Origin of the sequence: Glutamicibacter nicotianae (assembly GCF_016907615.1) — a bacterium.
Taxonomy (GTDB): Bacteria; Actinomycetota; Actinomycetes; order Actinomycetales; family Micrococcaceae; genus Glutamicibacter; species Glutamicibacter nicotianae.
Genome location: NZ_JAFBCH010000001.1, coordinates 972,344 through 992,071, shown reverse-complemented (window position 1 = coordinate 992,071; position 19,728 = coordinate 972,344). Strand labels below are relative to the sequence as shown.

At 64.2% G+C, this 19,728-nt stretch carries 20 protein-coding genes and 1 riboswitch; of the genes, 11 read left to right on the top strand and 9 right to left on the bottom strand.

What is annotated here, in order from left to right:
- Positions 1 to 15: 15 nt before the first annotated feature.
- The gene (locus JOE62_RS04950; RefSeq protein WP_204720817.1) at positions 16 to 1,131 is read right to left on the bottom strand and encodes a sugar phosphate nucleotidyltransferase; all 1,116 of its coding nucleotides are present in this window, start codon (positions 1,129 to 1,131) and stop codon (positions 16 to 18) included.
- A gap of 246 nt (positions 1,132 to 1,377) precedes the next feature.
- On the opposite strand from JOE62_RS04950, the gene sdhC reads away from it, so the two are divergent.
- From sdhC to JOE62_RS04925, 5 genes are all read left to right on the top strand, one after another.
- Positions 1,378 to 1,791, top strand: a complete 414-nt coding sequence (gene sdhC, locus JOE62_RS04945; RefSeq protein ID WP_413455689.1) for a succinate dehydrogenase, cytochrome b556 subunit — start codon at positions 1,378 to 1,380, stop codon at positions 1,789 to 1,791.
- 3 nt (positions 1,792 to 1,794) lie between these two features.
- Entirely contained in the window at positions 1,795 to 2,238 is a 444-nt protein-coding gene (locus JOE62_RS04940) for a succinate dehydrogenase hydrophobic membrane anchor subunit (RefSeq protein WP_128469646.1), read from the top strand.
- 61 nt (positions 2,239 to 2,299) lie between these two features.
- Complete coding sequence (gene sdhA, locus JOE62_RS04935) at positions 2,300 to 4,087, top strand: succinate dehydrogenase flavoprotein subunit (protein WP_204720813.1); 1,788 nt, start codon at positions 2,300 to 2,302, stop codon at positions 4,085 to 4,087.
- On the top strand, positions 4,087 to 4,869 hold the full coding sequence (locus JOE62_RS04930; RefSeq protein ID WP_204720811.1) for a succinate dehydrogenase iron-sulfur subunit: 783 nt from the start codon (positions 4,087 to 4,089) through the stop codon (positions 4,867 to 4,869). The genes sdhA and JOE62_RS04930 overlap by 1 nt, the downstream gene beginning before the upstream one ends.
- A 129-nt stretch (positions 4,870 to 4,998) precedes the next feature.
- Positions 4,999 to 6,450, top strand: a complete 1,452-nt coding sequence (locus JOE62_RS04925; RefSeq protein WP_204720809.1) for a catalase — start codon at positions 4,999 to 5,001, stop codon at positions 6,448 to 6,450.
- 54 nt (positions 6,451 to 6,504) lie between these two features.
- On the opposite strand, the gene JOE62_RS04920 is transcribed toward JOE62_RS04925, so the two are convergent.
- The 5 genes from JOE62_RS04920 to JOE62_RS04900 all read right to left on the bottom strand — a co-directional run bounded on the left by JOE62_RS04920 (position 6,505) and on the right by JOE62_RS04900 (position 10,357).
- Positions 6,505 to 7,017 carry a 2'-5' RNA ligase family protein gene (locus JOE62_RS04920; protein ID WP_204720807.1) on the bottom strand — a complete coding sequence of 171 codons (513 nt, stop codon included), beginning with the start codon at positions 7,015 to 7,017 and terminating at the stop codon, positions 6,505 to 6,507.
- 8 nt (positions 7,018 to 7,025) lie between these two features.
- Positions 7,026 to 8,042 (bottom strand): tryptophan--tRNA ligase, encoded by a 1,017-nt coding sequence (gene trpS / locus JOE62_RS04915; RefSeq protein WP_204720805.1) that lies wholly within the window; start codon positions 8,040 to 8,042, stop codon positions 7,026 to 7,028.
- Between the two features lie 8 nt (positions 8,043 to 8,050).
- Positions 8,051 to 8,893, bottom strand: a complete 843-nt coding sequence (locus JOE62_RS04910) for an exodeoxyribonuclease III (protein WP_204720803.1) — start codon at positions 8,891 to 8,893, stop codon at positions 8,051 to 8,053.
- A gap of 99 nt (positions 8,894 to 8,992) precedes the next feature.
- Positions 8,993 to 9,490: a hypothetical protein gene (locus tag JOE62_RS04905; protein WP_038989932.1), complete on the bottom strand. Its 498-nt coding sequence runs from the start codon at positions 9,488 to 9,490 to the stop codon at positions 8,993 to 8,995.
- Between the two features lie 69 nt (positions 9,491 to 9,559).
- The gene (locus tag JOE62_RS04900) at positions 9,560 to 10,357 is read right to left on the bottom strand and encodes a GAP family protein (RefSeq protein WP_204720801.1); all 798 of its coding nucleotides are present in this window, start codon (positions 10,355 to 10,357) and stop codon (positions 9,560 to 9,562) included.
- 109 nt (positions 10,358 to 10,466) lie between these two features.
- Here JOE62_RS04900 and JOE62_RS04895 point away from each other — a divergent pair, with 109 nt between their 5' ends.
- Complete coding sequence (locus JOE62_RS04895; RefSeq protein WP_204720799.1) at positions 10,467 to 11,621, top strand: sensor histidine kinase; 1,155 nt, start codon at positions 10,467 to 10,469, stop codon at positions 11,619 to 11,621.
- A complete protein-coding gene (locus JOE62_RS04890; protein WP_149596443.1) occupies positions 11,618 to 12,274 on the top strand; it encodes a response regulator in 657 nt (218 codons plus the stop codon). The genes JOE62_RS04895 and JOE62_RS04890 overlap by 4 nt, the downstream gene beginning before the upstream one ends.
- On the opposite strand, the gene JOE62_RS04885 is transcribed toward JOE62_RS04890, so the two are convergent.
- Complete coding sequence (locus JOE62_RS04885; RefSeq protein WP_022874880.1) at positions 12,222 to 12,578, bottom strand: VOC family protein; 357 nt, start codon at positions 12,576 to 12,578, stop codon at positions 12,222 to 12,224. The genes JOE62_RS04890 and JOE62_RS04885 overlap by 53 nt on opposite strands.
- 222 nt (positions 12,579 to 12,800) lie before the next feature.
- Complete coding sequence (locus JOE62_RS04880) at positions 12,801 to 13,661, bottom strand: bifunctional methylenetetrahydrofolate dehydrogenase/methenyltetrahydrofolate cyclohydrolase (protein ID WP_204720798.1); 861 nt, start codon at positions 13,659 to 13,661, stop codon at positions 12,801 to 12,803.
- 37 nt (positions 13,662 to 13,698) lie between these two features.
- Positions 13,699 to 13,775, bottom strand: a riboswitch (ZMP/ZTP riboswitch).
- A 53-nt stretch (positions 13,776 to 13,828) separates the two neighbouring features.
- On the opposite strand from JOE62_RS04880, the gene JOE62_RS04875 reads away from it, so the two are divergent.
- The 4 genes from JOE62_RS04875 to JOE62_RS04860 are packed head-to-tail and all read left to right on the top strand — an operon-like array spanning position 13,829 to position 17,248.
- Positions 13,829 to 14,872: an FAD-dependent oxidoreductase gene (locus JOE62_RS04875; RefSeq protein ID WP_204720796.1), complete on the top strand. Its 1,044-nt coding sequence runs from the start codon at positions 13,829 to 13,831 to the stop codon at positions 14,870 to 14,872.
- 47 nt (positions 14,873 to 14,919) lie between these two features.
- Positions 14,920 to 15,762: a formyltetrahydrofolate deformylase gene (gene purU, locus JOE62_RS04870; RefSeq protein WP_204720794.1), complete on the top strand. Its 843-nt coding sequence runs from the start codon at positions 14,920 to 14,922 to the stop codon at positions 15,760 to 15,762.
- Between the two features lie 2 nt (positions 15,763 to 15,764).
- Positions 15,765 to 16,676: a DUF1266 domain-containing protein gene (locus tag JOE62_RS04865; RefSeq protein ID WP_204720792.1), complete on the top strand. Its 912-nt coding sequence runs from the start codon at positions 15,765 to 15,767 to the stop codon at positions 16,674 to 16,676.
- Positions 16,677 to 16,729: 53 nt separating this feature from the next.
- On the top strand, positions 16,730 to 17,248 hold the full coding sequence (locus tag JOE62_RS04860) for a gamma carbonic anhydrase family protein (protein WP_204720790.1): 519 nt from the start codon (positions 16,730 to 16,732) through the stop codon (positions 17,246 to 17,248).
- Positions 17,249 to 17,313: 65 nt separating this feature from the next.
- Here JOE62_RS04860 and JOE62_RS04855 read toward each other — a convergent pair whose 3' ends face one another.
- A complete protein-coding gene (locus JOE62_RS04855) occupies positions 17,314 to 19,065 on the bottom strand; it encodes an HNH endonuclease signature motif containing protein (RefSeq protein ID WP_204720788.1) in 1,752 nt (583 codons plus the stop codon).
- Between the last annotated feature and the right edge of the window lie 663 nt (positions 19,066 to 19,728).

Here is a 19,728-nt window from a genome sequence, read left to right as displayed (position 1 = left end):
AGGGGCGAAGCTGCGCTAGAGCACCTCGGTGGCGCCGTCGGCCTTGAGCTGCTCCACGGTCTGCTTGACCTTCTGCGCATGCTCCTTGGTGGTCACCAGCAACGCGTCGGCGGTATCCACCACGACCACGTCCTCGATACCCACCAGCGCCACCACGCGCGGGCGGTCCGAATAGACGACGCCGGTCGCGCTGTCCGCGTACACGCGCACCTCGTCGCCGCCCAGGTTGATGATGCCCTGATCGGCACTGGCCTTGTTCAGCCGGCCGATCGCGGCGAAATCGCCCACGTCATCCCAGTTGAACACGCCAGGGATCACCGCGACGTCCCCGGCCGCGGCGGCCGGCTCGGCCACCGCATAGTCGATGGCGGTCTTGGGCAGATCGGCCCAGACCTCGCGCATCACTTCTTCGCGCCGCCCGGTCTCCCACGCATCGGCGATCTTCATCAGCCCGGCATGCAGCGCCGGCTCGTTGGCTTCCAGGTGCTCGAGCATCAGGCTCACCGGCGCGACGAACATGCCGGCATTCCACAGGAACCCGCCGGAGGCCAGGTACTTGCGGGCGGTGTCCTCGTCGGGCTTCTCCACGAACTGCACCACCCCGCGCGCCGAGGGCGCGTTGGGCACCTGCAGCGGCTCGCCGGTCTGGATGTAGCCGAAGCCGGTGGACGGGTGCGTCGGGTGGATGCCGATGGTCACGATCTTGCCAGTGGCGGCGGTGTGGATCGCTTCGCTCAGCGCGGCCTGGAACACCTCGACCGGCTCGATGACCTGGTCCGCGGCGAAGGAGCCCATGATGATGCTCGGGTCGCGGCGGTACAGGATGGCGGCAGCCAGGCCGATGGCGGCGGCCGAGTCGCGCGGCTCCGGCTCTAGGACCAGGTCCTCGTCGCAGAGCTCAGGCAGCTGGGAGACGACAGCTCCGCGGTGCGCACGCCCGGTGACCACCATGATGCGTTCGCCGGCCAGCGGGACCAGGCGGTCATAGGTGGCGCGGATCAGCGTGGAACCGGATCCGGTCAGATCGTGCAAAAACTTCGGAGCGGAGGCCCTTGACAGCGGCCACAATCGGGTGCCGACACCGCCGGCGGGGATCACGCCGTGGAATCGGGCTAATAGGTCTGCATTCACGCATTCCAGACTAATTCATTCGGTGGATAATCCCGTCCATTGAAACCTGTGCAAGAAATTAAATACGAAACCCTCCCATGAGGTATTACGGGCGGAATATCGGCCTTTTAGCGCATAATTACCCCTTTTCGGTGAACATGCTCACAGGAACAAGACACGAAATAGATCGGAGCTGGCTAAGTGGTTTAGACTCGCACAAGGAACGCTCGCACAAGTGCGTCAAATCTCATTGTGTGCAATATACACATGCGCCGTTGCGAGCCTTGGAGGTTTAGTTCAGTGTCGAAGACTTCGTCAGGCACCCTATACCGCGGCCATGAAGGCATGTGGTCCTGGGTGGGACACCGAGTCACCGGTGTCGTTATTTTTCTCTATCTGCTGGTGCACGTGCTCGATACGGCAATGGTCCGTGTCGATGCCGGCGCATACGACGCAATCATTAGCACCTACCAGACTCCGTGGATGGCACTTGGTGAAACCGGTCTGGTTGCAGCAATCCTCTTCCACGCATTCAACGGCCTGCGCTTGATCCTGGTCGACTTCTGGAAGCAGGGCACCAAGTACCAGCGCCAGATGCTCTGGGGCGTTCTGGTCCTCTGGGCCATCGTCTTCGCAGGCTTCGCTATCCGTCACCTGTCGATCGCATTTGGGAGCCACTAAGCCATGAGCGTTTCTATTCCTGCTCCGCGCAGCCAGCGCATTGATCCAAAGTACAAGCGCGGACCGAAGTCCCGCGGCAGCTTCGAGATGCTGGCATGGCTGTTCATGCGCCTGTCCGGCGTCGTGCTGATCATCCTGATCTTCGGCCACCTGTTCTCCAACCTGATGGTCGGCGAAGGCATCTCCGGCATCGGCTTCGGCTTCGTCGCCGGCAAGTGGGCCTCGCCGCTATGGCAGTTCTGGGACCTGGCCATGCTGTGGCTGGCCATGCTGCACGGCACCAACGGCGTGCGCACCATCATCAACGACTACGCAGAGAAGCACGCAACCCGTGCATGGCTCAAGGGAATCCTGTACGTCGCAACGATCTTCATCATCGTGCTTGGCTCCCTGGTGATCTTCACCTTCGATCCATGCGTCACCGGCAGCACGCTGCCGCAGTGCTAAGTGGAACTCCCCTAGTTCCAGCCAATAGCCACAAAGATTTTTAGAAAAGAGAGCATCAAGAATGCAGGTACATAAGTACGACGTAGTCATCGTCGGTGCCGGTGGTGCAGGCATGCGTGCAGCGATCGAATCCGGTCAGCGCGCACGCACCGCAGTGCTAACCAAGCTTTACCCAACCCGCTCGCACACCGGTGCGGCCCAGGGAGGCATGTGCGCAGCACTTGCCAACGTCGAGGAAGACAACTGGGAGTGGCACACCTTCGACACCATCAAGGGTGGCGACTACCTGGTTGACCAGGACGCAGCCGAGGTCATGGCCAAGGAAGCTATCGACGCCGTGCTGGACCTGGAGAAGATGGGCCTGCCATTCAACCGCACCCCAGAGGGCAAGATCGACCAGCGCCGCTTCGGCGGACACACCCGCGACCACGGCAAGGCCGCCGTGCGCCGCGCCTGCTACGCAGCTGACCGCACCGGCCACATGATCCTGCAGACCCTGTACCAAAACTGCGTCAAGCACAACGTCGAGTTCTACAACGAGTACTACGTGCTCGACCTGCTGCTGGTCGAGGAGGACGCCTACCGCGAGGACGGCACCGCCTACAAGCAGAAGCGCGTTGCCGGCGTCGTCTCCTACGACCTGGCTACCGGCGAACTGCACGTCTTCCAGGCCAAGTCGGTCATCTTCGCCTCGGGCGGCGCCGGCAAGGTCTTCAAGACCACCTCGAACGCGCACACCCTGACCGGTGACGGCATGGGCATCGCCTTCCGTGCGGGCCTGCCGCTGGAGGACATGGAGTTCTTCCAGTTCCACCCAACGGGCCTGGCGGGTCTCGGAATCCTGCTCACCGAGGGTGCCCGCGGCGAAGGCGCGATCCTGCGCAACTCGGATGGCGAACGCTTCATGGAGCGCTACGCACCGACCATCAAGGACCTGGCCCCACGCGACATCGTCGCCCGCGCCATGGCCAACGAAGTGCGCGAAGGACGCGGCTGCGGTCCTAACAAGGACTACGTGCTGCTGGATTTGACCCACCTGGAACCAGAGCACATCGAATCCAAGCTGCCGGACATCACCGAATTCGCCCGCACCTACCTGGGCGTGGAGCCATTCACCGATCCGGTTCCGGTCTACCCGACCGCGCACTACGCAATGGGCGGCGTGCCGACCAACATCAACACCGAAGTGCTGCAGGACAATGACACCGTCATTCCTGGCCTGTTCGCCGCCGGCGAAGTCGCCTGCGTTTCGGTGCACGGCTCCAACCGCCTGGGCACCAACTCGCTGCTGGACATCAACGTGTTCGGCAAGCGCGCCGGCGTGGCAGCTGCCGAGTATTCCAAGACCGCCGACTTCGTCGAGCTGCCTCAGAACCCGGAAGCATTCGTCACCGCACAGCTCGAAGGCGTGCTGAACGGCACCGGCACCGAGCGTGTCGCCGACCTGCGCGCAACCCTGCAGGAGACCATGGACGCCAACGTCCAGGTGTTCCGCGACGAGCGTTCGCTGAAGGAAGCGCGCGACGTGATCGAGGATCTGCGCCGCCGCTACAAGAACATCAGCATCCAGGACAAGGGCAAGCGCTTCAACCTGGATCTGCTCGAAGCCGTCGAGCTGGGCTTCCTGCTCGACTTGGCCGAGGTCATCACCGTTGCCGCATTGCACCGCAAGGAATCCCGCGGCGGCCACTACCGCGAGGACTACCCAGACCGCGACGATGAGAACTTCATGAAGCACTCGATGTCCTACCGCGACGCAGATGCCGTCACCGAGGACATCAAGGGCATCCGCATGGAGACCAAGCCAGTGGTCTTTACCCGTTACCAGCCAATGGAGCGTAAGTACTAATGAGCACCGAACTGCCAGAACCACCGTCAAAGATCGAGCTGAAGCCAGGCGTCGGCGGCGGCGGAGAAGTTCCAAGCTTCGACATCACCCTGCGCGTTCGCCGCTACCTGCCAGAGGCTACCGCGGACGCATACTGGGAAGATTTCAAGCTGACCATGTACGGCACCGACCGCGTGCTGGACGCCCTGCACAAGGTCAAGTGGGACCACGACGGCACCCTGTCCTTCCGCCGTTCCTGCGCCCACGGCGTGTGCGGTTCCGATGCCATGCGCATCAACGGCCGCAACCGCCTGGCTTGCAAGACCCTGCTCAAGGACCTGGACACCTCCAAGCCGATCACCGTTGAAGCCATCAAGGGCCTGCCTCTTGAAAAGGACCTCATCGTCGACATGGAACCGTTCTTCCAGTCCTACCGCGAGATCATGCCATTCCTGATCTCCAAGGGCCACGAGCCAACCAAGGAACGCTACCAGTCCGCCGAGGATCGCGAGATCTTCGACGACACCACCAAGTGCATCCTGTGCGCTGCATGCACCAGCTCCTGCCCGGTGTTCTGGACCGATGGCCAGTACTTCGGCCCGGCCGCGATCGTCAACGCCCACCGCTTCATCTTCGACTCGCGCGATGATGCAGGCGACATGCGCTTGGAAATCCTGAACGACAAGGAAGGCGTGTGGCGCTGCCGCACCACCTTCAACTGCACCGAAGCATGCCCACGCGGCATCCAGGTGACCAAGGCTATCGCCGAGGTCAAGCAGGCAATTCTGGCGCGCACCGTCTAAGGACGCGCCAAGAGGCCCGAACCATTGATGGTTCGGGCCTTTTTGCATCTCTTCAACTCCTCCGCCTCGCGTGGCATGATGGGCAGTACTCGCCCTTTTCCCAATGCACCACAGAGCTGAGGAGCAAACATGGCCAGTGAACCAACATCGACAACCCAGGCAGGAATCCCGGCAGCCAGCGACCGCAACTCGCTGACCGTGGGCCCCAACGGCCCGATCGTGCTGCACGACCACCACCTGATCGAGACCCTGCAGCATTTCAACCGGATGAACGTGCCCGAACGCCGCCCGCACGCCAAGGGGGCCGGCGCTTTCGGCGAATTCGAAACCACCGAGGACGTCTCGGCATACACCAAGGCCGCCCTGTTCCAGCCCGGGGTGAAAACCGAAACGCTGCTGCGCTTCTCCACCGTCGCCGGCGAGCTCGGCTCCCCCGACACCTGGCGCGATGTGCGCGGCTTCGCGCTGAAGTTCTACACCACCGAAGGCAATTTCGACCTGGTCGGCAACAACACCCCGGTGTTCTTCGTGCGCGACCCGATGAAGTTCCCGCACTTCATCCGCTCGCAGAAGCGGCTGCCCGATTCCGGGCTGCGCGACGGCACCATGCAGTGGGACTTCTGGACGCAGAACCCCGAATCCGCCCACCAGGTCACCTACATCATGGGCCAGCGCGGCCTGCCCAAGACCTGGCGCGAGATGAACGGCTACGGCTCGCACACCTACATGTGGGTCAACGCGGCCGGCGAGAAATTCTGGGTGAAGTACCACTTCTTGAACAAGCAGTCCGAGAAGTTCGAGACCATGCGCGGCGCGCAGGCCGAGGAGCTGGCCGGGGCCGATGCCGACTTCCACCGCCGCGATTTGTTCGAGGCGATCAAGGCCGGCAATTACCCGCAGTGGGACCTGTACGTGCAGGTCATGCCCTACGAGGAGGCGAAGACCTACCGCTTCAACCCCTTCGATCTGACCAAGGTCTGGTCCAAGAAGGACTATCCACGGATCAAGGTCGGCACCCTGACGCTGAATAGGAACCCGGAGAACTTCTTCGCGCAGATCGAGCAGGCGGCATTCTCGCCGGGGAATATGGTTCCGGGCATGGGGATGAGCCCGGACAAGATGCTGCTGGGCCGCAATTTCGCCTATGCGGACGCCCAGCGCTACCGCATCGGCACCAACTTCCAGCAGCTGCCGGTGAACAAGCCCAAGTGCCCGGTGCACTCGTACAACTTCGAGGGCAACATGACCTACGAGCACACCGGCGATCGCAGCGTCTACGCGCCGAACTCCTTCGGTGACTCGTGGAGCGATGAAACCGGGCCGGCGGAGAATTCTTTCGAGTCCGACGGCGAGCTGGTCCGCGAGGCCTACACGCTGCGCAAGGACGACGGGGACTTCGTCCAGCCCGGCATCCTGGTCCGCGAGGTGATGGACGATGCCCAGCGCGCAGAGCTGGTCGAAACCGTCACCGGGGCGCTGGACGGGGTCATCGAACCGGTGCTGTCCAACGCGATTCAGTACTGGAAGAACATCGATGCGGACACCGGAGCGAAGATCGAAGCGAACGTGCGCGCCAAATAGCACGCACGAAAAACGCCAGCCGCATGGCTGGCGTTTTTTCATGCACGGGATCCGCTAGGATCCGAGTTCGATGTCCTCGCTGAAGTTCCACTCCCCGCCACGGGTGTCGAACAGCTGGATGCGATCGGCGGTGAAGGACAGCCGTGTCCCGGCCAGCGCTGCCTGCGCTGCGTCCAATTGCTCCGCAGGCACGTTCTGCGCGATGGTCAGGTGCGGATGGTAGGCGAAGGCCGATTCGTGCCTCAGCGCGTCGCCCAGCAACGCTCGGTGCAGCGCCCAGCACTCGTCCGCGCCAGTATCCAGCGGAAGGAACACGACGTTGCTGGCCGGCCGGAAGGTCTGCGCCGCACCCAGCTCGATGCCGAAGGGCTGCACCGCGGCGGCCACCCGGCGCACCTGCGCGGCCGCCTTCTCCCAGGAATTCAGGTAGGACCCGGACACCAGGGTGATATGCGGGGCGATCGGCGCGGTGGCCTCTCCCCCGTATTCCTGGCGCCACGCGCGCAGCGTCTCCCGGTGGGGCTGCGGCACCGGGATCACTACGCCCAGGGTGTACTCGAAGACCATTGTTTCAGCTAGATTCCCAGCGGCGGCAGGAAGCCGACCTTCTGGTAGACATCGGAGACAGTCTTGGAAGCGACTTCGCGGGCCTTGGCGGCACCGGCCAGCAGCAACCGGTCCAGCTCCGCCGGGTCATCCAGCAGCTCCAGGGTGCGGGTGCGGATCGGGGCCAGGCGCTCCACGACGGCGTCGGCGACAGCCACCTTCAGGTGGCCGTACATCTTGCCCTCGAACTCTTCGACCAGCTGGGGCACATGCTTGCCGGTCACGGCGGCCAGGATGTCCAGCAGGTTGGAGACCCCTGGCTTCTCGGCCTTGTCGTAGGCCACCACGGAGCCGGCATCGGTCACCGCAGACTTGATGCGCTTGGCGATCAGCTTCGGCTCGTCGAGCACGTTGATCAGGCCGGCCGGCGACTCGGCGGATTTGGACATCTTCGAGGTCGGGTTCTGCAGGTCGTAGATGCGTGCGCCCTCCTTCGGGATGAACGCCTCGGGCACGGTGAAGGTCTGCCCGAAACGGTGGTTGAAGCGCTTGGCCAGATCGCGGGCCAGCTCCACGTGCTGGCGCTGGTCATCGCCCACCGGCACGCCCTGCGGCTGGTAGAGCAGGATGTCCGCAGCCATCAGAATCGGGTAGGTGAACAGCCCGACGCTGGCGGCATCCGCGCCGCCCTTGGAGGACTTGTCCTTGAACTGGGTCATGCGGCTGGCTTCGCCGAAACCGGTGATGCAGTTCAGCACCCAGGCCAGCTGAGCGTGCTCGGGCACCTGCGACTGGACGAACAGGGTGGACTTGTCCAGGTCGATGCCCGCTGCCAGATACTGGGCGGCAGTCACGCGGGATCGCTTGGCTACCTCAGCCGGGTCCTGCGGCGTGGTAATCGCGTGCATGTCCGGGATGAAGAAGAATGCTTCGTACTCATCTTGGATCTTGACCCAATTGACCAGTGCGCCCAGGTAGTTGCCAAGGTGCAACGAATCAGCCGATGGCTGCATGCCGGACAGGACGCGGGGACGGGTTGTTTCCATGGTTTTCCTTAGAACTGGTAGTCGACGACCAGCGGTGCATGGTCGGAGAAGCGCAAATCGTAGGCCGAGGCACGGTCCACATGTGACTTGATGGCCTTGCCGGCCAGCGCCGGGGTGGCCATGTGGTAGTCGATGCGCCAACCGGCATCGTTGTCGAAGGCCTGGCCGCGGAAGGACCACCAGGTGTACGGTCCCTGCACGTCGCCGGCCAGTTCGCGCGACACATCCTTGTAGCCGATTTCCGGGCCGAAGAAGCCGTCGAAGTAGGCGATTTCCTCGTCCATCACGCCGGCGCGCTTATTGTGGTTCGGCTTCCAGTTCTTGATGTCCTTCTCGGTGTGCACGACGTTCAGATCGCCCACCACCAGGACGTGGTCCTTCTCGTTCTTCAGCTCCACCAGGCGCACGTTCATGCGCTGCAGGAAGCGGTACTTGTCCTCCTGCTTCTGCGTGCCCAGCTCGCCGGAGTGGACGTAGGCGGAGACCACGGTGAAGATCTCGCCGTTGACGTCGAAGTCGGCCTCCACCCAGCGGCCGGATTCGGCGAAGTAGTCCTCGCCGATGTGCTCGCGCACGGCGACCGGCTCGGTGCGCGAGAGCACTGCGACCCCGGCGCGACCCTTGTCCTTGGCTTCGGCGTGCAGAATATGCCAACCCTCGCCGATCAGCTCGCGCAGAATTTTGTCCGGTGCGCGCACTTCCTGCAGGCACAGGATGTCCACGTCGCGGGCGGCAATCCAGTCGGCCATATTGCGCTTGTAGGCGGCGCGAATGCCGTTGACGTTGACCGACGCGACGCGCAGCGCGCCGGCGTCCTTGTTGAGAATTTCCACACTGGTAGGTATCACCATTCCACCTTACAAAACTATGTGCCCTATTACGCGCTGATCTGGCCTGCGCCGAAATACGCGCAACGAAAAAGGGCAACGCTTTCGCGTTGCCCGGATCGGTTAGTCGATGATTTCGCCGTCCATCGGCTTGGCCGGCTTGATCATGTCCCGCGCATTCGCCGCGGTCATCTGGATCGTCTCCAGCGCCCGGTCGATCATGCCCTCGTAGTCCTCGCCCTTCGCCTCGCGCTGCTCGGCGATCACCCGGGCTTGGACCTGCACGATCTTGAAGGAGTGGTCCAGCTTCATGTCGCGCTGGCTGGTGGATTCGTCGACGATCACCGAGCCGGACTGGGCGCGCGGGGTGGCCGCCGCGGTCGCTTCGCGCAGCGAGCTGTTGAGCTTGTCCGCGCCGCGCTTGAGGCCGAACATCATGAAAGCGGCCAGCAGCAGCCAACCGGCGGAGATGACCACGACAAACCAGCCGACGATCTCATTGGAGTTGGCGGCGAAGACCACTGCCACCAGAAGGACGATGACCATGACGGCCATTGCCAGAGTTGATGCGTTGAGGGTAACTTTCTTGCCCTGCTTCGCGCTGCTGCCTAGAGGTTCCATGCCTCCAATTCTCGCACCATCACCCCGCTTCTAGCGAATTTCAACCCTGCTCTTTCGCCCACAGCGTGGCTAGCCGAACAGGCTCTGCAGGTCCTGCCCGGAAAGGCTCGCGCGAATCAGCAGGTAGCCGGCGATGCCCACCACCCAGCCGAGGGTTTCCTGGGCGTAGACCGCGGCCTTGGAGCCCAGCTTCTGCATCCAGGCTTCGATGCGCGGCCCGGCCAACGCACGCGCGCCCACCAGCGCCAGGGCGGGCACGATCATCACCAGGCAGTAGCCGATGAGCGCGAGCAGCTGCACGCTGGTGCCCCACCCGGCAGATTGCATCACCCCGACGGCCGCTAGGTAGGGAAGCATCGTGGGCAGTTCCAGCAGGCCGGCGAACAGCGCCAGTGCCACCAGCCCGATGCGGGTTTCCAGTGCGGTGCCCAGGCGTCCGCGCAGCCGCTTCGGCATCTGATCGGTGGCCTCCGTTGCTTCTGCGGCGTGGGCTGCGGATCCCCCGCCGCTATGCACCCCGCCGCTATGCGCGGCGGCTTTCTTCCGTGCGCTGGCCGCCTTCTGCGCGTCGGTGCGGTAGGACAGCGCCCAGATGATCATCAGCGCGCCAATCGCCATGCCCGCCAGCCGGAAGAACCGGTGCTCGAAGATGCTGGGGTCGATGAGCAGCAGCCCGCTGCGCAGCAGCACCCCGATGACCCAGTAGAACCCGGCGATGACCATGAGGTAGGCCAGCACCTTGGCGATGGCCTCGCGGCGACCGCGCAGCAGCAGCAACAGCGGGATGACCAGGGTGCCGATGCTGGTCGAGTCGATCAGCGCTAGGATGACCAGGGAAAGTTCGGGATTGCTCGTGATGATGTCCATGGTTTCCACTCTTCCGTGCCTTGCCGCAATGCGGTATCGGCCAGTGGTCTGCGCTTTCTCCTCCTTAAGGGGGATACCCGGCGGGCAGGGCGTCGGGGATGCTGGAAGCATGAACTTCATTCGGCGGATGGGCAGCGGCGACAAGGAGCCCGAGGTCGTCGGCACCTATCTGGTGCTGACCGTGATCCTGCACCTGTCCGGGCTGACCAACCCGCCGTGGGTGGCGATCGGCGGCTACGAGTGGATTGTGCTGCTGCTGATCGGCCTGGCCGCCGTGCTGGTGCGCCGCCGGTTCGTGCTCGCCAGCACGCTGATCGTGCTGCTGTGCGGTGCCGGCCTGCTGGCGGTGGGCAGCATCGGCGGGTATTTCCTGCTCTTCGAGTGCGTCTTCGGCCTGTTCCTGCTCGGCTCATCCAGGCTCCGGACGGCGGCCTTCGCGCTGCTGTGCCTGGCCGCCATCGTGCTGGGCGTCGCCGCCTGGCTGGGCAGCGGTGATCCGCAACAGGTGGTGCTGAGCCTGTTCATGGCCGGCTTCATCCTGTTCACCCCGATGCTCTGGGCGCAGAATGTGCGCACGGCCAAGGACCTGGCCACCGCGGAGGCCCAGCGGGTGCAGGCGGTGCAGGCCGCGGCGGCGGCCCGCGAGGACCAGCTGGTGGCGGAGCACGAGTTCTCGCGGGTCGAGGAGCGCACCGCCTTGGCCAGGGAGATGCATGACGTGCTGTCGGCCAGGTTCTCGTCGATCGCCCTGCTGTCCGGCGCGCTGCTGCCTTCGGCGCCGGAAACGGTGCGCGCCCCGCTGCAGAGCATCCGCGACGAGTCGGTGTCCGGGCTGGAGGACATGGCCGGCATGGTGCGGATGCTGCATTCTGGCGGGCCGGCGCTGCAGGCGCGGATCGAGGACCTGCCCGAGCTGGTGGCAGGATTCGGCAGCCCGGTGCGCTGGGAGTACCGGGTGGCGGATCCGCGGCGCTTCTCCCCGGCGGTGCACACCGCTGCGCACCGCACGGTCGCCGAGCTGCTGGTCAACCATGCCAAGCATGCCCCGGGGACCGATCTGGAACTGAGCGTCATCCAGGACCGGAATCTGTCCATCACCGCGCGCAACCCGCTGGGGCAGGATGCCGGCTCGTCCCCGGGTGCCGGTACCGGGCTGGAGAACATTAAGACCCGCGTTGCCGCGCTGGGCGGGCACGTCGAGGTGGGCAACGGCGCGGATTTCGCGGTGCACGTCGAATTCCCTGAAACAACGGAGGAAGAATGAAAGTGCTGATCGTCGACGACCATGCCACCGTCCGCATGGGCATCCGGCTGGTGTTGCAGGCCGCCGATGATCTGGAGGTCGTCGGCGAGGCGGCGGACGGGCGCTCGGCCATTTCCATGGCCCGGGCCCTGTCCCCCGACGTGATCCTGATGGACCTGCGCATGCCGGTGCTCGATGGCATCGAGGCCACCAAGGTGCTGCACGAGAAGTACCGGGTCGTGGTGCTCACGACCTTCGACGACGACGAATACCTGTTCGGCGCGCTGCAGGCCGGCGCGCACGGGTTCTTGCTCAAGAGTGCCGAGCCGCAGGCGATCATCCTGGGCGTGCGGGCCGCCGCGCGCGGCGAATCGGTGCTGGATCCGCAGGTGACCGACCGGATCCTGGCCCGTGCGCTGGCCGTTCCCGAGGCCGCGGCGCTGCCGGAGCTGACCGGCCGGGAGCGCGAGGTGCTGCAAGGCATCGGCGAGGGGCTGAGCAACCCGCAGCTGGCGCAGCGCCTGGGCATCGGGCAGAGCACCGTGAAGACGCACGTCTCCCAGGTGCTGGCCAAGCTCGGGGTGTCAACCAGGCTGCAGGCGGCGAGGATCGCCTACGGGGCTACCAGCTCACCAGGCAGAACGGGTGGTCCTGCGGATCCAGGTACACCCTGAAGGTCTTGGTGCCTTCGCCGGTGGCGCGGGCGCCCAGGTGCAACACCTGCTCTTCTGCCAGGTCCAGGTCGGCGACCTTCACGTCGATATGCGCCTGCTGCGGGTGCACATGACCCGGCCATTGCGGCGCCACATAGGGGCTGACCGCCTGGAAGGCGAGCGCAGGATGATCCGGGGCATCGCCAATGGAGACCCAGTCGGGCTCGTTGTCGATGCGCACCATTCCGAGGAGCTGTTCATAGAATCCGGCCAGTGCATCGGGGTCCTCGCAGTCGATGACCATGGCCTGCCATGTGCCAATCATGTGGCCATTATCCGCGCGACGCGGCGCCGCGTCTACCAGGATTCAGCCATTGCGCAGGCGCAGTGGTCGATCAGCGCCGGCTGCGGGCCTGCGGCATCGGCTGGCGGGAGTAGCCGTATGCTCCCCCGAGAGTATTCCAGCGATATCACCGAGTGGTGTTGCGCAGGATGCTGCAGGGATCAAAAAACCGGCAGCCCGTCTGGGCTGCCGGTTTTCTCGTGTCTACTTCGCGGCGTTGCGCTCCGCGGCTTCGACCACATTGTTCAGCAGCATTGCGCGGGTCATCGGGCCCACGCCGCCCGGGTTCGGCGAAACCCAGCTGGCGGTCTCGTACAGCGCTGGATCGATATCGCCGGTGACCTTGCCGTCCACACGGGAGACGCCCACGTCCAGCAGGATCGCTCCGGGCTTGGCGGTCTTGATCATGTGGGCCGAACCGGCGGCGGCGATGACCACATCGGCCTGCGCCAGCAGCTCGTCCAGGTTGGTGGTGCCGGTGTGCGCCAGGGTCACGGTGGCGTTGATGCTGCGGCGGGTAAGCAGCAGGCCGACCGGGCGGCCGATGGTCACGCCGCGGCCGACTACCAGCACGTGCTTGCCGTTCAGGTCGATGTCGTGGCGGGCCAGCAGGTCCACGCAGCCCAGCGGGGTGCACGGCAGCGGGGAGGTCATCGGGCGGTTGACGTTGGCAACCAGGCGGCCGAGGTTCATCGGGTGCAGGCCGTCGGCGTCCTTGGCCGGGTCCATGGCTTCGAGGATGACGTCCTGGTCGATGTGCTTGGGCAGCGGCAGCTGGACAATGTAGCCAGTGCAGTCAGGGTTCTCGTTCAGCTCCTTGACCTTGGCCAGCAGCTCGTCCTGGGTGGTTTCCTCGGGCAGGTCCACGCGGATGGATTCGATGCCCACCTCGGCGCAGTCCTTGTGCTTGCCGCCGACGTACCAGGCGGAGCCCGGGTCATTGCCGACCAGGATGGTGCCCAGTCCAGTGGTGTGCCCGGCAGCTTTGAGCTTGGCAACGCGTTCGGCCAGTTCCTGCTTGATGGTGGCCGCGGTGGCCTTGCCGTCGAGAATGCGTGCGCTCACGCGTATCCTTCCGTAGGTGCCCTGTTCAGGCGGATGGCATGCAAACCCAGGCGCGCGGCTCGCACGATTAGCTCCCTGGTGGTTACCCACCTAACGCCAGTCACGCCCTCCAGTGTAGCGAAAATGGCCTCGGGAATGACTTTGAAGTGTGCAGGGTTACCTTGATTGTGCACTCGACAATCGTGATCGGCGCAGGGCAAGCCGGGCTTGCCGCCGCCTACCATCTGGCCAAGCGCGGCATCGACTTCCTGGTGCTCGATGCGAACCCGGGGCCCGGCGGGGCATGGCAGCATCGCTGGGATGCCCTGACCCTGGGCACCGCGCACCATATCCACCCCTTGCCGGATTTCCCGCTTGAGGTGCAGGATTCCACGCGGTCGGCCTCCCAAGTGGTCTCCGAATACTATGCGGAATATGAGCGGCGCTTCGCACTGCCGGTACGCCATGGCGAACCGGTGACCTCTGTGACGCGGGACGGCGAGAACTTCGTGGTGCACGCCGATGCAGAGTACCGGGCACGGACAATCATCAACGCCACCGGCACCTGGACCAACCCGTTCTGGCCGGACTACCCCGGGCAGTTCGACGGCCCGCAGGTCCATACCAACGGCTTCCGTTCCCCGCAGCAGTTCGCCGGGCAGCGCGTCCTGGTGGTCGGGGCCGGTGCCAGCGCCACCCAGTTCATCGTGCAATTGCGCGCAGCCGGGGTGGACACCCTGTGGTCCACGCGCAGCGCCCCGGACTGGCGCGAAGAACCCACCGGCGCGGAATGGGGTCTGGAGGTGGAGCGCCAGGTCAACGAGCGCACCAGCGCGGGACTGCCGCCGAAGTCAGTGGTGGGCACCACCGGGCTGCTGCTCACCGAGACCATGCGCGCAGGGATCGCCTCCGGCGCGCTGGTCTCGCGCGGGAAGATCGACCATCTGGAATCCGATGCGGTGGTCTTCACCGACGGGTCACGCGAGAAGATCGATGCGATCCTGTGGGCCACCGGTTTCCGCCATGCCCACCGGCATTTGCGAGATTTGAAGCTGCACACCGCGGCCGGCGGCATCCTGCTGGAGGACGGGGTCGCGGCGGTAGAGGTGCCGGGGTTGTTCTTCGTCGGCTATGGCGCATCGGCCTCGACGCTGGGCGCTACCCGCGCCGGGCGGAAGGCCGCGCTGGCGGCCGCGCGCTATGTGCAGCGGATGCCGGTAAACGCAACGTAGCTCACGGGATTGGCAGAACCTCGCTGGCGGGCGCTACCTTAGAATCCATGAACCAGTACATCGTCACCCTATCTTGCATCGACCGCCCTGGCATCGTCCACGCCATTTCCGGAGGTCTGCTGGGTGCCGGTTGCAATATCACCGAGTCCCAGCAGTTCCTCTCGCCGGAGACCGGCACCTTCTTCATGCGCATCGAGGTCGCCACCGAGCAGTCGCTGGCGCAGATCCGCGCGGGGCTCGCACCGATCCGCGACGACTTCCACATGGCGCTGCGCGTGGATGACGGCGCCAAGCGCACCCGCACCATGCTCATGTGCTCCAAGGCCGGGCATGCGCTCAACGACCTGCTATTCGCCCAGCGTGCCGGCACCTTGCCCATCGATGTGCCGGTGATTGTGTCCAACCACCTGGATCTGAAGCCGATGGCCGACTTCTACGGTGTGGAGTTCGTGCACCTGCCGGTGACCAAGGAAAACAAGTCGCAGGCCGAGGCCGAGCTGCTGTCCATCGCGGAGAAATACGACGTCGAGCTGGTGGTGCTCGCCCGCTACATGCAGATCCTCTCGGATTCGCTGTGCGAGCGCATGGAAGGCCGGGTCATCAATATCCACCACTCCTTCCTGCCGTCCTTCAAGGGTGCCAAGCCCTACCACCAGGCCTACGCCCGCGGCGTGAAACTGATCGGCGCCACCGCGCACTACGTCACCGCGGACCTCGATGAGGGTCCGATCATCGACCAGGAAGTCACCCACGTCTCGCATACCCGCACCGCCGAGCAGCTTGTTGAGCTGGGGCGCAGCGTGGAAGGCCGGACGCTGACCCGCGCCGTGCAGTGGCATGCCGAGCACCGGGTAATGCTTGACGGCCAGCGCACCATCGTCTTCTCCTAAGCATGGATTACGCTGCACTGGCAGTCATCGCCCTGCTGATTGCCGCCTCGGCGTGCTGGCCCTTGCTCAGGTCATCGGGCAAGCGCCGCAAGGCGTTGAACGCCCAGACTCTGCAGCTGCCAGAGCACCATCGGCCGCGCTATCGGCAGTCGCTGGCTGGAAATCCGCTGGCTTTTCCCCTGGCCATGAGCAGCGGCTATGCGCTGTGCCGAGGTGCGGACCTCGATGAGTTCCCCTTCCCTGATGCGGAAGAAGAACGAATTATCTTGGCCGAATCGTGGGGAATCTTCGACACCGAGGATGCCGTGCAGGAGCTCTGGTCCTTGCTGTCCCAGGGGCATCGCTCCGGCTGGCAGCAGTCCCGGGAGCTGGTTAATGCCGGCGGAGCCGCCTTGGCCCAGCACCGCAAGATCCTTGGCAGCCGGGCGCGGACCTCCGAGGAAGCACGCGAAGAATTGCTGTCGCTGCGCCGGTTGCAGCGCAATGAGCGCGGCGTGCAGGAACTGGATTTCCTGGCCTGGGATCTTTCACGCGCCGTCATGGTCGCCCGCTCCGCGGCCACCTGCGGCTTCCTGGATCAACACGTAGCCCAGGACGTCGCCTTGCAGGCAGCGTCATATGCCCAGCAAACCTATGGTTCGTGGGATGAATTCGCGAAGGCATTTGATACCGCGCGCTGGTTCTGGCGCGCGCAGCAGGATAGCGCGCTGGATGATGCCCACGACGCGCATCGAACGCAGGTGCTCACCAGCGCTGAGGGCCCTTTCGTACAAGTGGATTTCGCCGCATCGGTACCGGCCAGCCAGTTGCTCCTCCTCGACGCCGCGCGGGAACTGGGACTGTCGTTGCGCGCCGAAGAAGAGGACCGGGACTGGCAGCGTGCGCTAGTGGCTGCGGCCCACTCGCGGACTTGAGATCTTCGGTAGCGAACTCGCTGTAGCAATGCTTGGCCATTACAGTAGGTGAAATGACGCACATCATTACCATTGGCGGCGCGACCCCGAAGGTCGGCCAGGACGTTTTCGTAGCCCCTACCGCCACCTTGAGCGGCGATGTCGAGCTGGCTGACCGTGCCAGCGCCTTCTACGGTGTTTCCGTGCGCGGCGATTCGGCGCCGATTCGTGTAGGCGAAGGCACCAACTTGCAGGACAACGTCGTGCTGCACGCCGATGAAGGTTTTCCTTGCACCCTGGGCGCGGGCATCTCGGTGGGCCACTCGGCAGTGGTGCACGGCGCCAGCGTGGGCGATGGCTGCCTGATCGGCATGAGCGCCACCGTCATGAACGGTGCCGTAATCGGTGAGCAGTCGCTGGTTGCCGCCGGTGCGCTGGTGCTGGAAGGCACGCAGGTTCCGCCGCGTTCGCTGGTTGCCGGTGTCCCTGCCAAGGTCCGCCGCGAGTTGAGCGATGAGGAAGTCTCCGGCTTGAAGACCAATGCTGACCACTACCTCGTGCTGGCTGCCAAGCATCTGGAAGCCAACGCCTAAAGTTTTCAAGGTCCTGGAAGCGCATTGCTTCCAGGACCTTTCGCTTTATGCACTGTGCGCGTCGTTCAAGGCTCGGCGATTTCGACGTCCAGCAACCCAGCACGCCACCGCATTGTGGTCTCCTCCGCCAACGCCTCAGCCTCCAACGCTTCAGCCGGAGTCATGAAATACGTGTTGACCCGCAACTTCTGCTCAGGATCCAACTCCGGAGGCAACAGCACCATCGGCCGGCTGCCAGGGATCTTCACCGCATGGAACAGCCCGCAATGCCTGGCCGTATGGTGAATCAAGCAATTCAACACCGCAGACTTGATATCGGTCCGTCCGCCCTTCTCCCACGGATCCAGATGATCCGCTTCGCATCGTTGTGCTGGCATGCTGCACCCAGGATAGGAGCACCCCCGATAAGCCGCCCGCAAGGCACGCACTTGCGCCTTGGAGAACAACCTCTGGGTCCGGCCCAGATCCAAGGGCAGGCTCTTGCCGTTGAGCACCACCGGAAGAACACCGGCTGTGCACAACGCTGTCCTGGCTTCGCCCGGGGAGAGCAGGATCCCCGAGGACGTCACCGCGAAATCCTCGGCTTGCTCCTGCATCTTCTCCCAATCAAGGATGATGCTCACCTGCGCGCCGGCAAGCCCCGCCTGCTGGTCCGGCGGGCTCCCGTTCGGTTTACGATCTGTCATCAACAAAGCCATGAAGCCAACGAGCCGCCGCCGCTCGGGTTTCAGATCTTCCCATTCACCGCTTGCCGGCTCCGCTTCTGTTGAAGCATCTTCCGTCGGTAGTCCATCTTCTTCGGAATGGAGATCCTCGTTTTCCGGGTGGATGTCCTCTTCTTCGGAGTGGTGATCATCTTCGTCCGGCGGGTCATCCTCGATATTCTCGGCGGAGTCATCGTCCGGTCTGTCTTTCGCCCAATCCGGCTTGCTGTCCTCATCATCCCAGCTACTGGTTTCCTCACCGGTGAACTGGGCATCCACGTCCTTCAATCCCTGCCGGTTGCCGGCAACCGTGGAAGGATTATCCAGATTCGCGAAATACGCCTCGATATAAGCAGACTGCGAGGGCAGAACACGGAAGAGGTATTCAACCAGGCCTTTGCGCATCCCGCGCTTGAAGATCCCGATCCCATCCAGCAGGGCCTTCAGCGGGCGCTTGCCGGCCTTGACCTGCGCGACCAGGTCGTTGATGTGCTTGCGCGCCGATTTCGGCTCCGACCGCAGGAACGCCGCGGACTCGGCCTGCAGCTGCTGTTTCTTCGCTTCGGCCGCTTTCCCTTCGCCCAGGTCCTTGCGCACCGAATGCAGCTTCATCGCCGCCGAGGCGACCAGCCGCGGATCGATGCCCGGGTCTTCGAACTGCACGGCGAGTTCGGGCAGCCATGGTTCCGTTGGTTCTCCTGCTTCGTCTACGCCGCCGAGCAGGCAGTCGGCCTGCACCAGCCGGGCAGTGGCGGTGCTGCGCGGGATATCGAGCCATCCGGTCATCAGTCCTTTGGCATCCTTGAAATGCGTGCGCCCCGTGGTGGTGCGCCCCTTCGCCGCGTCGATTTCCTCGATGGTGGGGTCGGGCCCGAGGTCCGTGATGGCCTGGAAGGATTCCTGGTCCAGCTTGTGGGCACCGGTGCTGCGCAGTGCGGCGGCCGCGTGGACCTGGGTGCGGGTGAGTTCTTGGGTCGTGTCTTCGGTGAGCAGCGCGAGATAGGCGGCTTGGCCTGCGGTGAGTCCCGCGTGGGCCAGGCGCCGGGTCGCTGAAGCGGCCAGCGCTTTGGCGTTGGCCAGGTCCTTCAGTGCTTGCGCGATGTCTGTGCTCATGGGAACCAGCATGCGCCCGAAATGCCGTGCCGCGGGCATGCGCGTGCGGACTGTGGACAAGTCTAATTATCTGCTCCCACTGGCAACCACACCTCGCAGGTGGCGATGCTGAGGTTCTGGGCCCGATCGGGCACAGTGGCAGTGGATGCCACGAGTCAATGCAATGCCAACGGAGCCCGATGCGATGGCTCATTCCTCGACCCACACGGTCCGGAGCAGGCGTTAAATACGCTAGCCCGGCTCGTCACATCTCCGGAGGACTGCCGGGCCTACTTTCGAACGCTACTGCCTTCGACAATCTCATTATGGCAACTCGACCCGAGCAGAGTCCACACAGGGTACTTACCTCGTCACGACACCGGACTACCGCCGGATTCGGACACTCCTCGTTGGGCCCATCTTCCACGAGTAGTAGTCCCGCTGAACCTGCTCAGCCGCAGGGAAGCAACAACAGAGAATAACCCGTGTGATCGCACGGCGATACCATCTCGAAAACGGTCGTTCTCTTGCTCTCCCAGACATTTCCAGTGCGACCTAAGAGGCCAATAGCGGGGCGGTACGGTGACCCTCCTGCTGACAACCAAGCACGTGGCCGTCAGCTCTTGGAACACTTGATTTCTATTGGTAGCCAATCGTCCAGTATCGCGTCGCCAAGTGTAAGAA